This window comes from Rickettsia peacockii str. Rustic, from assembly GCF_000021525.1.
Classification (GTDB): Bacteria; Pseudomonadota; Alphaproteobacteria; order Rickettsiales; family Rickettsiaceae; genus Rickettsia; species Rickettsia rickettsii.
Genome location: NC_012730.1, coordinates 168,447 through 182,531, shown reverse-complemented (window position 1 = coordinate 182,531; position 14,085 = coordinate 168,447). Strand labels below are relative to the sequence as shown.

Genomic DNA, 14,085 nt, shown 5'->3' with positions numbered 1-14,085 from the left:
TATTATGATAGGTATCAAGCTTTCAACTTAAATTATTCATGTAAACTTAATATTGCGGAACTAATAACTTGGGTACATCTTGGCTGCAGTACTCAAGAAAAACACCACGCTCAACCTGTAAAAATTAACATAAAACTCTTTCTCTCAACTCCTCCCCTTGCTACTGTAACGGATAATATAAACGATACTGTTTGTTATGCAAAAATCGTACGGCTAGTACAAAAACTTTCTCAAGAAAATCACTTTAATCTTATCGAGTATTTAGCCGCACAAATATATGTGATATTATTTATCAAAATTTTATCGAATCTAAATTAGAAAAGATTTTTCTAAACGTAACCGTTACTAAATTAAAATCACCGGTTTCAGGAGTGCATGGCGGAGTTTCTTTTTCTTATTCAGGAAAGGAGACCTATGATTTATATTTCTATAGGCAGTAATTTAGGTAATAAACTTTTAAATATTAAAAAAGCTCTAAATTCACTAAAAAGTTGTAATTTTATATCGCTTAAGCAATCTATTATTTTTGAAACACAAGCTATTCTACAACCTAATGCAGATAAAGCTTGGGATAAATCATATTTAAATATGGTGGTGCAGGGCAAAAGTACTTTAACGCCTAGTAAACTTCTAATTGAGCTTAAAAAGATTGAAAAACAACTAGGTCGAGCAAGCTCTTACGATAAATGGTCTCCAAGAGTTATTGACTTAGATATCCTACTTTGGAATAATTGCCATATAGATTTACCTGATTTAAAGATACCGCATCCTGAATTATTAAACAGACCGTTTCTTATTCATCTAATTGCAGGTTTAAGCTTGGAATGTCGTTATTCATGTACGATCAATAATTTTTACAACAATAAAACCTTTGCAGAAATAGCACATTTAATCGAAAATCAAGGAGTTATACGCTCTCTTGTTTTAAATCCTCAATTTGTCGGTATTTTAAACATTACTCCTGATTCTTTTTCTGATGGAGGATTGAGTTTTCATAAAGAAGATGCCGTTAGAAATTTTGTACGCTTGATAAATGAAGGGGCTACAATAATTGAGCTTGGATCACAATCAACACGTCCTTCTGCTTTAATTATTAATGAAGATGAAGAATATGCAAGGCTTAATAATGTTCTTGAAGAGCTTAAGGAAGTTATAAAGGAAAAAGAAGTTATAGTCAGTATTGATAGTTTTACTCCTGAAGTAATTAAACGTGTTTTAAAAAAATACCCTATTTTCTGTATCAACTTGGTTAAAAATAATCTAGATGATTATACATTACGATTAATTGCCGATTATAATTGTAAAATTATTACTATGCATTCATTAACCGTTCCACCGCAAAAACAAAAATGTCTTGATTTCGATAAATCTCCGCTTGCTAGCTTAAATATATGGACAGAGCAAGAAATAACAAAATTAGAAAAATGTGGATTTGATAGAAAAAATATCATTCTTGATCCTGGAATTGGTTTTGGAAAATCCGTTTATCAAAATTTATATATTACAATATATTAAAGAATTTAAAAATCTAGGATGTGAGATATTGTTAGGACACTCACGAAAATCTTATATTTCCGCTTTTTATAATTCCAAAGCATCGGAAAGAGACTTAGAAATAATAGCAATATCAAAATATTTAATGGAAAACGTAGTTGATTATTTACGAGTGCATAATGTTATAGAGCATCAAAAATTTTTTGTAGCAGACCATATGATTAACTATATCTTATGAAAAATAGAAAAATCATCGGTATAATGGCATGTGACCCACAAGGGGTGATAGGTAATAAAGGTCAGATACCTTGGTCTTATACTAAGGAGTTTGAATATTTTTATCAGACGGTAAAAAATAATATTATATGTAAAAGTTGAGATTATATCTTATATTTAGTAAAATAAATTAATTATTAAATGGAGATGAAAAATGAACTTAAATCAAAAAATAATAAAGCCAAAAATAGGGTTACTAGAACTAGCTAAGAGTCTTGGTAGCATATCATCAGCATGTAAAGCGATGGGCTATAGTAGAGATAGTTATTACAGATTTAAAGCACTGTATGAAACTGGTGGCGAAGAGGCATTATATGAAATTAGTCGAAGAAAGCCAATAATAGCGAATAGAGTTGATCCAGCGATAGAGAAAGCAGTAATGGATATGGCAATAGAATATCCAGCATATGGTCAGCTAAGAGTATCAAATGAGCTTAAGAAGAGCGGTATACTTGTATCGCCTGGAGGAGTGCGATCAATTTGGTTACGTAATGATTTAAACAATATCAGTAAAAGGCTTAAAGCATTAGAAGCAAAGATGGCTCAGGATGGTATTGTTCTTACTGAATCTCAATTACAAGTGCTAGAGGAGCGTCGTAATGAAAGAGAAGCTCATGGAGAAACTGAGACGCAGCATCCAGGTTATCTAGGATGTCAGGATACGTATTATGTAGGTAATTTCAAAGGTATAGGTAAGGTTTATTCTCAGGTATTTATTGATAGCTATACTAGGGTAGCTGATGCTAAACTATATACTGATAAAACAGCTTTAACTGCTGCTGATATGCTTAATGACCGCGTGTTACCATGGTACGAGACCCAAGGGATACCAATACTTCGTATTCTTACAGATCGTGGGTCAGAATATAAGGGGAATATAGAGCATCATGCTTTTGAGTTGTTTCTAAGTATCGAAGGTATAGAGCATACTACAACTAAGGCATATTCTCCCCAAACAAATGGTATGTGTGAGCGTTTTAATAAAACCATGAAACAAGAATTCTTTGATACAGCTATGCGGAAAAAGATTTATACAGATCTTGATGATTTACAATTAGATCTTGATATTTGGTTAGAGCATTTCAATAATGAGCGACCACATTCAGGAAAATATTGTTATGGAAAAACTCCTATGCAAACTTTTAAGGATAGTAAAAAATTAGCTGTTGAAAAGAATAATGAAATCTTGTATCTTGAATACGTCTCTGACAGTCAAAATGTAACTGACAATCAGGTGCAAAATTTATAGTGTCTGTAAGATCAAATCTTGACTTCTACATGAATTTTTACTTACAAAAATAAATAAAAATTATGATGGAGATACTTTTTTGCCTCTTAATCTTTTAGCAGAATGGCATTCTGTAATAATAGATAAAACAAACAATTATCAGATTTATAAATTTACTAAGAGGAGGTAAGATGAAATTTTTAGAACAGCTTAATATAAAAATCTTGAGCAATATAACCTCTTAAATCATCCATTTTTCAATTATGGCATATGGGAAAACTTACTCATTCTACTTTACAAATTTACACAAAAGAATATTATCATCACGTTACAGCTTTCCCACGTTATATTAAGTGCAATACATTCCAAATGTAGTGATATACAAGCTAGACAAATATTACTTGGTAATCTTATAGAAGAAGAACAAGGTGAAGAAAATCACCCGGAACTATGGAAACGTTTTGCTAAAGGACTTGGATGTTTAAGAAACCAACGCACTTCAGAACCTAAATTAGACTCAACTCAAAAACTTGTTCAAGATTATTAAATTAACAGAGGAATCTTTTTCTATAGGTCTTGGAGTACTTTATGCTTATGAGCGTCAGACTCCTAAAGTATCTGACGCTAAAATTCAAGGATTACAAAAATTTTATGGAAATTCAGATTACAGAACTTTACAGTTTTTCATTGTTCATAGTAAAGTTGATCAATGGCATACACAAGAATGTGCAAATTTGATTAATATAAGCTCAAAAGAACAAACATTAGCATATCAAGGAGCAAAACTACTATGGCAATTTCTAGACGGTATAAATGCAACGTATCAATAATTTAACTATTATTCTTTCATAAAATGAAAAATATCTTCCTACATTCCTTAAGTCTTGAGAATTATCGTAATTTTAAAAATCTTGAACTAAAAACAGATAATACACCAATAATTTTAATAGGTGAAAACGGTAGCGGTAAAACTAATATTTTAGAAGCTATATCGCTATTTTATCCAGGAAGAGGGCTGAGATCAGCAAAACTTGCCAATGTATGCAAAACTTCAGAAGATCATTGTCTAGTTAAAGCTCTATTGCAAAGTAAGCTAGGACTTGCAGAATTTACCACCCAATTTAAACGTAGTTCTAATAGAAGGATAACTGAGTATAACGAAAGTAAAATAGCCAATAATGAGTTAAGTAAATTCACTAGCATGGTATGGCTGACTCCACACATGGAAGGAATCTTTACAAGCGGTAGCAATGATAGAAGAAAATTTCTTGATAGAATAGTTTATAATTTTGATCCAAAGCATGCAGAGCTAGTTAGTAAATACGAATATTACATGCATGAGAGAAATAAAATTCTAGTAGAAGATATAAGAGATGATAATTGGCTTAAAATTATTGAAGAAAAGATGGCTGATATTTCTAACCATATTGCTAATAATCGCTTAAAAACCTTAGAATTTATGCAGCAAGCAATAGATGACCTTGAAAATGAATTTCCAAAAGCCGATTTATCGATTGACGGCATTGTTGAACAAAAAATATTAAACGGCAAAGAAAATATTGTTAGTTTTATTACTGCAGAACTTTATCAAACAAGAAGCAAAGATAAACTACTTGGTCGCACTAGTTTTGGAGTTCATAAAAGTGACTTTTTAGTAAAGCATCAAAAGAAAAATATCTTAGCCAAATTCTGTTCTACCGGTGAACAAAAAGCTATATTAATTGCAATAATCCTTGCTGAAATGAATTATGCTATAAAGCTAACTAAAATAGCACCGATTTTACTTTTAGATGAGGTCTTTGTGCATTTAGACGACAAAAGACGTCAATATTTAATCGAATTTTTGACCGGCTTAAACATGCAACTATGGGTTACCACTACCAATCTAGAGGGAATAGAAAATTTTGCAACTAAAGCACAATTGATTAAATTATAGTTTGTTTAATAATGTCATTCCTGCGAAAGCAGGAATCCAGCATAAAGCGAGATAAATCGAGCTTTTAATTTCAAAAATTTGCTGTATTTAATACTTTTTTTCTGGATTCCTGCTTTCGCAGGAATGACATTGAACACTTTTCTCACACCATGTAACAACGCCCGCTAAAAGCGGGAATGACATCAAGAGTATTTTCTGATCCATACAATAAAGCACTATCCCAATCAGATTCACAAGAAAAATTTCATCCTTCTTGATTTTTATCGCACCTCTTAAAAAACCAAAATAACTATTATTATTTTTCATAAAATAAAATTACACTTCACTTACATATTATATGAGCATTAGTTAAATTTAAAGTTTTTTGTATATAAATATATTGCTTAATCTTTTGAAACTGCTTAAAATTGATTTTTAATTTATGTAAATACTATGACAAAACAAGCTAATAAAATATCCTATGATGAAGTACCTTATTCTCCATTTACTTTCAGTTATACCTCCCCACCTTATTTAAGAACTATCGGCAAGCTATTCGGGCTAAACCCTCCACCTCTTGAAACTGCTAAAATACTTGAACTCGGTTGTGGAATCGGTGTTAATCTGCTTAACTTTGCTGAAACATATCCTAAATCACAATCTCTAGGTGTTGACTTATCCAAAACACAAATAGAATTAGGTAAAAAAATTATCAGTGATTTGAAAATAAACAATGCCGAACTAAAGGCATTATCTATATTGGACCTTGATGAGTCATACGGTAAGTTTGATTACATAGTTTGTCACGGCGTATATTCATGGGTACCTGAAGAAGTACAAGATAAAATACTCAAAGTCTGTAATAAACTGCTAAATCCGAACGGCATAGCTTTTGTAAGCTATAATACGCTCCCGGGCTGGAATATGCAGAGAACAATACGTGAAATGATTATGTTCCATTCAGAGCTATTTAATACTAGCCATGATAAATTACAGCAAGCTAAATTACTTTTAAAGTTCATCAATGACTCATTAGAAAGCTCCACAACCCCTTATTCTAATTTCTTACGAGATGAAACAAAATTATTATCTGCATATACGGACTCATATGTATTACATGAATATTTAGGCGAAATTAATACAGGTATATATTTTCACCAATTCATAGAAAAAGCTCAAAAAAATCATCTAAATTACTTAGGTGATACGTCGCTTACTGCAATGTTTATCGGTAATTTACCTACTCAGGCAGCAGAAAAGCTACAAGCAGTTAATGATATTGTTCGTACTGAGCAATATATGGATTTTATCACTAATAGAAAGTTCCGCTCGACATTATTATGTCATCAAAACATACCTATAAACAGAAAAATTGAATTTAATAATTTAAAAGAGTTTTTTACTAGCCTTAATATTAGACCGGTAATTCTAGAAAAAGCTGTTGATTTAACTAACGAACAGGAAAATGTTAGCTTCTATTACGAAAATTTACCTGAGCCTTTTATTTCAACCACTTCGCCGATCATGAAAGCTATTTTATATGTATATGCCGAAAATATTAGCAATCCGATAAGCTTAGAACAAGTAGCAAAAGAAGCTTTTAAAAAGCTTGGTAAATATCAATTACAAGATTTCTTAGCAGCATTAGAACAGCATTTTATCATATTCATTTTTCAAGGTTATCTCAAAATATTTGAGACAAAACCTCATGCTATAGCAACTATCACCGAAAAACCTAAAACTAGCGAATTTGCAAGATATCAAGCAAAACAAGCATATTTTAATAATGTAACTAGCGTGTTTAGCGTCACTAATAGACTTAACGATATGGTAGGTATACCGATACATGAAAAATATATTTTAGAAATGTTAGACGGTACGCATAATATTGATGATATTAAGAAAGGCGTTCTTGAAAAAATTAATTCAAAACTTTTAACTGCTCGTGACGATAAAGGACAGGAAGTAACAGATCCCAAATTATTAAAAGAATTTGTTGACTATGTAGTTAATACATCCCTTGAGAAATTCCGGATGAATTATCTGTTAGTAGAGTAATTAAAATGTTCGTGATCAATTCTGCTTTGTTGCATGGATCAGCTTTTTCGTTATTGCGAGTAGTCGTAGACTACAGCCAATCCATAAAAATATAATCCGAATAAATGAAGAGTAGCTATACGAAGCTCAACTTGGAAAAGAGCCAGGAGCCTGTAAGCCGAGGAGCAGAGCGTATACTTTTAATACGTGAGCATCCGAGGACTTACAAAGACGACACAGTCAATTTTTCAAGTTGAACGAGTATAACTATGCTACTAATTTTTCACGCAATACTTCAACTAACTTATTAATTGCTTCGGTTGGGTGGATGTTTTCAAGGATAGCAAGCTCGCCTGCAAGTCTATTTAAAGCTGATTCGTAGAGTGTTCTTTCACTGTAAGAACGATCATTATCAACATTTTTATGTAAGTCCCGTAATACTTCGGCTATAGCTACAATATTACCTGAGTTAATTTTGCCTTCATATTCTTGGGCTCTTCTACTCCACATTCTATTTCCTTGTTTTGGTTTACCTTGAAGAGTTGAATATATGACATCTAAATCTTTTCTGCTTGCAACCGCTCTAAGACCAACAACCGCAGCTCTACTAACAGGCACTTTTAATGTCATTTTATCCTGCGAAAAGGAAATTACATATACTTTAATTTCAGTACCTGCAATAGTATGATATTCTATATTTGTTATTTCACCAACTCCATGTGCAGGATAGACAATTCTCTGCCCTATTTTAAACTCAGATTTTTGTTCGGATTGTGTTGTATTTGCCATTATTAATTCCTCCGTAGTGGTTTTAGTGCCTAAGAACTTAATGTTAGACTATTATTTTCTATAGCATAGCACATTTTGCTTTTATTATAAAGTAGAGATTTTTATTGAAATAAAATTGATACGATCTTATTGTAGATAATATTAATAAGTTAAAGGAATAAATATGCGAAGTATTTTTATTATACTAATATTTTTATTATTTTTGAGTAGCTGTTCAGAAGAAAAAGCACAAGATAAGAACCATGAGGAAAAACAAATAATAGAGCACGAAACTCAAAATAACGAAACTTCTAAAGAAACGAATCAGGAAGCCGTAAATTCTGAAAATACGGCTGAATCAATAGTTCCTGCTAATGATAATAATCAGACTGATGAAGTATCAACGCCGGCTTCACAAAAACAAAAAAATCCTGCAATAAAACCTGTTAAAGTCACTTTTAAAGTTGATGATAATGATATGGTTCTTGGTAACAAAAAATCAAATGTTATAGTAGTTGAGTATTTTTCTCCTACCTGTCCGCATTGTGCTTATTATCATCAAACAATTTTTCCGGAACTTAAGAAAAAATATATTGATACTAACAAAATTGCATATGTGGTTCGTGAATTTATTGCTACTAAACAAGATTTAGATGCTGCAATTTTAGCCCGCTGCAAGGGGGATACAAATAGTTTTACACAACTTCATAATATCATATTAATACAACAAGATAAGTGGGCATATAGCAATAAATACAGAGAATTATTAACTGATATAGGACAACTTGGCGGTATTTCTCCGGAAGAATATAAACAATGTTTAAATAATGATAAAATTACTGCAATACTAATTGCTAATACCAATTTTGTAGCAAAAGCACCCCAATTTATAGGTACTCCTTCTTTCTTCGTTAACGGAGTACAAACAGGAAGTTATAGCATAGATACTATTTCCACAGCAGTTGATAAAGCTTTAGAGGAGCAGAAAGAAAAAGCAAAAAATGAAAAGAGCTTGTAATTTAGATCGTCATTGCGAGCAGTCGTAGACTGTGCGGCAATCTCGTTAAATATCCTAAGATTGCTTCGTCGACGGCTATGGCGTCTTCTCGCAATGACGGAGATAAACTAATGAATACGGAAAAACTAAAAGATATCAAAGCAAGAATTAAAGACTTAACAACTCCTAAGTTTTCTAATCCTAAAATTCGGCAAGAAATTAGCCCCTTCACTATCGCTGTAGATTTAGTTTCAGGTACAATGGTAGGTGTCGTAATTGGAATATTTACGGATAAAATTTTTAATTCTAAACCTTTATTTCTTATTACATTTACAATAATAGGAATGATTGCCGGCTTTAACATTATAAGGAAAAAAGTAAATAATAAAAAGTAAGGAAATGACTCATAGCCCTTTAGCACAATTTGATATCAAAAAATTAATAGACATCAAAATGTTCGGTTTTGACGTCAGCTTTACTAATTCGAGTATCTATATGTTACTTGCTAGCATCTTAGCTCTAACTTATTTTTACTTAGCTTTTTATAACCGGAAATTAGTACCTTCTAGATTACAAGTGAGTGCTGAAATAGTTTATAATCTTGTAGCTGATATGTTAAATCAGAATATAGGAGTAAAAGGACGTAAATTTATTCCGTTAGTTTTTAGTTTATTTATTTTCATTTTATTCTGTAATTTACTTGGTATGACACCTTATAGCTTTACTGCTACTAGTCATATTATTGTTACTTTTACCTTGGCAATTCTAGTATTTTTAATAGTAACTATAGTCGGTTTTGTAAAACACGGCTTACGTTTTTTAACCCTTTTTTTACCGCATGGTACTCCTTTATGGTTAGCACCGTTGATTATAGTAATTGAACTATTTACATATTTAGCAAGACCGGTTAGTTTATCATTGCGACTTGCCGCTAATATGATGGCAGGACATGTTTTATTAAAAGTAATAGCCGGTTTTACCGTGTCATTAATGATTTACTTGAAATTTCTGCCAATCCCTATTATGGTGATACTAATTGGGTTTGAAATTTTTGTTGCAATACTTCAAGCTTATATTTTTACTATTTTATCTTGTATGTATCTTAATGATGCTATTAATTTACACTAGACTTTTTGCACAACTTGCTTCTAAAGGTAATTTGTACGTCAATCCGATGCTTGAATCCTCACGTACTTTTTTGTACTCTGCAGTTCTGTGCTTCGTGTTTCCTGCAAATTCCTCTTTATTAGCTTCGTTGTGCAAAAAGCCTATTATACAGATAATTAGATAAAATTTTTTGATTAATTAAAAGTGAGTTTTTTTATGGACATGGTTTCTTTAAAATTTATTGGTACAGGACTTATGGCTATCGGCATGTACGGTGCAGCTTTAGGCGTTAGTAATATATTTAGCTCTCTACTTAGTTCAATAGCACGAAACCCTTCGGCTACAGAAAACTTACAAAGAATGGCTCTGATCGGTGCAGGTCTTGCTGAAGCAATGGGACTTTTTTCCTTTGTAATTGCTATGTTACTTATTTTTTCTTAAAATTCATTTTTAAATAAGATGCCTCAATTTGATATTGCTACCTATTATTCACAAATTTTTTGGCTTATCGTTACTTTCGGCTTATTGTATATCTTTGTTTATAAATTTATAACTCCAAAAGCTGAAGAAATTTTTAATAATAGACAGACAAATATTCAAGATAATATTACGCAAGCCGATACATTGACCATAGAAGTAGAAAAGCTAAATAAATATTATAACGAGGAAATAGACAAAACAAATGCTGAAATAGATAGACTAAAAAAAGAAAAAATAGACTCTTTAGAATCAGAATTTTTAATTAAAAAAAAGAATCTAGAGCAAGATTTAAAAAACGCTATAAATCAAAACATTGAAGATATAAATTTAGCTGCTAAACAATTTAGAACTAATAAAAGCGCAGCAATCATAAAGCTTGCCGTTAATATTATTGAAAAAATAGCTGGCACTAAAGCAGATATGAATTTACTACAAAATATAAAAGTAAAATAATGAATTTCCTAGATGAGAGCTTCTGGCTTGCCGTTAGTTTTGTAATTTTTTTATATTTAGTTTATAGACCGGCAAAAAAAGCCATTTTAAATTCTTTAGATGCTAAGATTTTAGAAGTCCAAGAAAAAGTTCTACAAGCTGAAAAGTTAAAAGAAGATGCTGCTTTGCTCTTTAAACACACCAACGCACAAATAAAGAAATTAGAAACTTTACGCTCTCAACTGATAGAAGAAAGTAATGAAGTTACCAAGAAAATCATTCAAGAAAAAACTAAAGAAATTGAAGAATTTTTAGAGCATAAAAAATCTGATGCTATACAGTTAATGCAAAACCAAAAATCAACCGCAAGTAAAGAGCTACAAGATGAATTTTGTGATGAAGTGATAAAACTTGTATCCGAATATTTTCAATCAGTTAAGCTTTCAGAAAGCAACATTGCTAAAAATTTAATGGATAAATCTGATTTTCCTCAGGATGAGGGTAAAGCTACATAGCCACATTAACCACTAGCTAGCAATTTATTTAAAATTGCTTCATCATTAACACATACCCGTAATATTGAGCCATCAATAAAATATTCAGGATGTTCGTTTGTTATCTTATTTGTTAATTCAGGATAGACTCTAACAAATTCTTTTACACAAGTGAAGTTTTTGCTAGAGCTGTTAATCGCTCCTAAGCAAATCGCTTCAAAACATAACATTTTAGCTATTTCTATATTTTTAAGGTCAGATAAAACTCCTAGTTGTTTTGCTATAAATATCTATCACCTAAATAGACTTGCACCCCCAATTTCCTAAGATTGAGAACTTACTATTCCACTTATCTTTAGCAACATTAATATATATTTTATTTAAAACATTTTTTTGTATTTTTTGTTTAATTTCTAATGTAACTTCCTCAAAATCGCCTCTTTATAATATAAACTCCCTAGTTTCATTATTTTTTATAAATTCTGGTGCAATTTTTTTGAGATAAGTTTTTAGCCTTGTAGTGACCTAAACCTAAAGTTTGACGTACATTAAATAAGATTGTTTATAGAACTCTATAGCTTCGTATGTATTATCTAATTTTCATAAATCACTCCGATATTATTAAGAGAGCTAGCAATAAAAGAAGGATGAACTAATTCTTGATCGATTTTTAAAGCTTTCTTATAATATTTTAACGATTCTTCAAATTTACATAATATATATTCATTATAATAACCCATTTTTTGATATAAATTTGCCTTTCTACATTTATCCATTTCAATATCATCATTTAATATTTTTACTACATGGGGATAAAATATTTTAGAATTTTCCCAGTCTTCACTTGGAACATCTGTTAATATTGGAAATAAATCATCTAAGACTTCTGCTAGTCTTGTATAAATCTCTTTTTCATCTATCGCATGTTCTTTATTTTATTTATATATTGCTTTGTTATAAATTGCATTAATCTATGTAATTGTAAGCCGGCTTGTCTATTTTGATATGTTAGATTCATTATCGATAATGCTTCTAACCTTTTTATAGGTTCTTGTAGCTTTTCTTCATCTATTAAAAATAATTCTTCGAAAATCTCTATCTGATAAACTCAGGGTCTAAATCTGCAGAATATTGTAAAATATCTGCCAAGCTAAAGGTGATTTTTCTAATAATTGTAGTAATAAAACGGTTTCTATATGATCATCTTTGCTATTTTTAAAGTAATTAATGTACTCATTTACTTTAAGTAATTTATTTGCTTTTAAATATGCTACTGCTTTAGATAGCCTATAAGGTGATGCAGCATCGTTACTACCAAAGTCTTCTACTAATTTATCAATATCTTTCTTGTTTAATCTATTTTTTAGAGATTTCTTTAAATATAATATCGCTTCTTTTTTACTAAAAGACTCTACTAATATAATATTTTCTATATCATCACTTAAATTATTATTTTTAGTAGTAATTATCACTTGTGCCTTATCATTAAGTATATTAATTATACTGTTAAGATAAGGCTCTATATCTTTATGATCTTCAACATTATCAAAAATAAATAATATAGCTGAATTTAAATTAGCAATCCTCTCATGGACTAATCTTATTATGTTTTCTTCCTTTTCATCTATTACGTAAATAGTAAATTCTTTAGCAAGTTGTCTATATGCTTCAAGGACTTTGTCTGCAGAATCTACGTTAATAAAACGTACAATTTTCTTTTTCGCTTGTGTTTGTCTATCTCCATATTTTATAGCTAGAGTGGTTTTACCGGCTCCAGCGAAAGCACTAATTGTTACAAATCGTTTTTCGTTTAAAGTTTCTTCTATTTGTTGTAATATTTCATTATGGACAATCAAATTATAAGTTGATAAACTTACTTCAATTAACCTTAAAATTTGCTCTCTTAAGTCATCTACTTTAACTTTAGGTAAGTTTGTAAAGATATAATATTTGCCATATTGAGGTTCATATAGTTCTTTTATTACTTTTAACTATTGTTTTATTAAATTTGGTATTTCTTTTTTATCTATACTCAATTTGCTCAACTGTGCTAGATACCAATCACTACTGCCCTTATTATTTGTATTTGCTATATTCTACAGACAAATTTACTTCTTTTATACGATAATGACCTTTGTAAGAAAGTTCAAATGTTCCCTCAGGGGTTATGATCTCTTTTGATGGGCAACCTTGTGCGGCATTATTTTCTAAATGCTTATAAACATCTAAAAATTGTCCGGTTGCAATATTACCGCTTATAAGCTGATCGATTACCTCTAAGAAGCTTCCAAATGTCGTTGCTGTAGCATTTTTATATATTAGATTGCTTGCTAAAGGTAATAAATATCAAGCGCTTTATTAATATGCGGATTACAGACATTTACAAAATTTGGAGCTGATAAATAAGTTGTTATATTTAAAATTTTTATGTCAAAGGTAGTTTCATGGCTATACATACATCTGCGGCTAAAGATTTTCTGTAGCTAAACCCGGGCTATCGAATGTGATTGCCTTTGCTTTTGGATAATGAAAATCTCTATGAGCAAAATATAAACTCAGCTCTGCGAGCCATACACCTAAAGAATGACCTGTGAAAGATAAATTATAATTATTCTCTTCAACATATTTGGTAAATCTCCTTTGTAGCTTCATATGCGGCCGCTTGCTGGCCACTATCTGTCCACCTAAAATACTTTTAAAATGAGCTTTAAACGGTGAATTAGTTTTGAGCAAATCTAATTTTTCAAATGTAGTACCTCGATAGGTAAGTACAATTTGTTTTACTTTTTCATTTACACATGCTACTGCGTAATATCTACCTATTTCAGGCTCCAGTCTTTTAATTGTTCATTTCGGG

15 protein-coding genes and 5 pseudogenes are annotated in these 14,085 nt (G+C 30.7%); 14 read left to right on the top strand and 6 right to left on the bottom strand.

Annotated elements, in window-relative coordinates:
* Positions 1-51: 51 nt before the first annotated feature.
* From RPR_RS01150 to RPR_RS01100, 8 genes and pseudogenes are all read left to right on the top strand, one after another.
* The gene (locus RPR_RS01150; protein ID WP_228368905.1) at positions 52-318 is read left to right on the top strand and encodes a dihydroneopterin aldolase; all 267 of its coding nucleotides are present in this window, start codon (positions 52-54) and stop codon (positions 316-318) included.
* Between the two features lie 57 nt (positions 319-375).
* A pseudogene (folP, locus tag RPR_RS01145) lies at positions 376-1,732 on the top strand (dihydropteroate synthase).
* Positions 1,729-1,860: pseudogene (locus RPR_RS01135) on the top strand (dihydrofolate reductase); the annotation flags it as partial. The pseudogenes folP and RPR_RS01135, both read left to right, overlap by 4 nt.
* 64 nt (positions 1,861-1,924) lie before the next feature.
* The gene (locus tag RPR_RS01130) at positions 1,925-3,019 is read left to right on the top strand and encodes an IS481-like element ISRpe1 family transposase (RefSeq protein WP_012736375.1); all 1,095 of its coding nucleotides are present in this window, start codon (positions 1,925-1,927) and stop codon (positions 3,017-3,019) included.
* A 22-nt stretch (positions 3,020-3,041) separates the two neighbouring features.
* Positions 3,042-3,188, top strand: a pseudogene (locus RPR_RS09675) (dihydrofolate reductase); the annotation flags it as partial.
* A 78-nt stretch (positions 3,189-3,266) separates the two neighbouring features.
* A pseudogene (locus RPR_RS09670) lies at positions 3,267-3,828 on the top strand (CADD family putative folate metabolism protein).
* 23 nt (positions 3,829-3,851) lie between these two features.
* Complete coding sequence (gene recF, locus RPR_RS01110; protein ID WP_012736443.1) at positions 3,852-4,934, top strand: DNA replication/repair protein RecF; 1,083 nt, start codon at positions 3,852-3,854, stop codon at positions 4,932-4,934.
* A gap of 432 nt (positions 4,935-5,366) precedes the next feature.
* Positions 5,367-6,971, top strand: a complete 1,605-nt coding sequence (locus tag RPR_RS01100) for a methyltransferase regulatory domain-containing protein (RefSeq protein ID WP_012736442.1) — start codon at positions 5,367-5,369, stop codon at positions 6,969-6,971.
* A gap of 246 nt (positions 6,972-7,217) precedes the next feature.
* Here the strand turns inward: RPR_RS01100 and RPR_RS01090 are convergent, their stop codons facing one another.
* Complete coding sequence (locus RPR_RS01090) at positions 7,218-7,739, bottom strand: CarD family transcriptional regulator (protein ID WP_010976718.1); 522 nt, start codon at positions 7,737-7,739, stop codon at positions 7,218-7,220.
* Positions 7,740-7,902: 163 nt separating this feature from the next.
* Between RPR_RS01090 and RPR_RS01085 the strand changes: the two genes are divergently transcribed.
* The 3 genes from RPR_RS01085 (at position 7,903) to RPR_RS01075 (ending at position 9,843) form a co-directional block, all read left to right on the top strand.
* A complete protein-coding gene (locus tag RPR_RS01085; protein ID WP_012736441.1) occupies positions 7,903-8,736 on the top strand; it encodes a DsbA family protein in 834 nt (277 codons plus the stop codon).
* Positions 8,737-8,846: 110 nt separating this feature from the next.
* Positions 8,847-9,110 carry an AtpZ/AtpI family protein gene (locus tag RPR_RS01080; RefSeq protein ID WP_012736440.1) on the top strand — a complete coding sequence of 88 codons (264 nt, stop codon included), beginning with the start codon at positions 8,847-8,849 and terminating at the stop codon, positions 9,108-9,110.
* A 4-nt stretch (positions 9,111-9,114) separates the two neighbouring features.
* Positions 9,115-9,843: a F0F1 ATP synthase subunit A gene (locus tag RPR_RS01075; protein ID WP_012736439.1), complete on the top strand. Its 729-nt coding sequence runs from the start codon at positions 9,115-9,117 to the stop codon at positions 9,841-9,843.
* Here the strand turns inward: RPR_RS01075 and RPR_RS01070 are convergent.
* Positions 9,838-10,017, bottom strand: a pseudogene (locus RPR_RS01070) (palindromic element RPE1 domain-containing protein); the annotation flags it as partial. The gene RPR_RS01075 and the pseudogene RPR_RS01070 overlap by 6 nt on opposite strands.
* Positions 10,018-10,038: 21 nt before the next feature.
* Between RPR_RS01070 and RPR_RS01065 the strand changes: the two are divergent.
* The 3 genes from RPR_RS01065 to RPR_RS01055 are packed head-to-tail and all read left to right on the top strand — an operon-like array spanning position 10,039 to position 11,249.
* Complete coding sequence (locus RPR_RS01065; RefSeq protein ID WP_010976714.1) at positions 10,039-10,263, top strand: F0F1 ATP synthase subunit C; 225 nt, start codon at positions 10,039-10,041, stop codon at positions 10,261-10,263.
* Positions 10,264-10,281: 18 nt separating this feature from the next.
* A complete protein-coding gene (locus RPR_RS01060; RefSeq protein WP_010976713.1) occupies positions 10,282-10,755 on the top strand; it encodes a F0F1 ATP synthase subunit B' in 474 nt (157 codons plus the stop codon).
* The gene (locus RPR_RS01055; RefSeq protein ID WP_012736438.1) at positions 10,755-11,249 is read left to right on the top strand and encodes a F0F1 ATP synthase subunit B; all 495 of its coding nucleotides are present in this window, start codon (positions 10,755-10,757) and stop codon (positions 11,247-11,249) included. Before RPR_RS01060 ends, RPR_RS01055 begins: the two co-directional genes overlap by 1 nt.
* 5 nt (positions 11,250-11,254) lie before the next feature.
* Here the strand turns inward: RPR_RS01055 and RPR_RS01050 are convergent, their stop codons facing one another.
* From RPR_RS01050 to RPR_RS09855, 4 genes are all read right to left on the bottom strand, one after another.
* Positions 11,255-11,458: a hypothetical protein gene (locus RPR_RS01050; protein ID WP_085065596.1), complete on the bottom strand. Its 204-nt coding sequence runs from the start codon at positions 11,456-11,458 to the stop codon at positions 11,255-11,257.
* Positions 11,459-11,821: 363 nt separating this feature from the next.
* Positions 11,822-12,004: a tetratricopeptide repeat protein gene (locus tag RPR_RS01045; RefSeq protein ID WP_010976710.1), complete on the bottom strand. Its 183-nt coding sequence runs from the start codon at positions 12,002-12,004 to the stop codon at positions 11,822-11,824.
* A gap of 339 nt (positions 12,005-12,343) precedes the next feature.
* Positions 12,344-13,084 (bottom strand): NB-ARC domain-containing protein, encoded by a 741-nt coding sequence (locus RPR_RS01035; protein ID WP_085065595.1) that lies wholly within the window; start codon positions 13,082-13,084, stop codon positions 12,344-12,346.
* A 610-nt stretch (positions 13,085-13,694) separates the two neighbouring features.
* Positions 13,695-13,880 carry a lipase family protein gene (locus tag RPR_RS09855; RefSeq protein WP_410526303.1) on the bottom strand — a complete coding sequence of 62 codons (186 nt, stop codon included), beginning with the start codon at positions 13,878-13,880 and terminating at the stop codon, positions 13,695-13,697.
* Positions 13,881-14,085: the final 205 nt, after the last annotated feature.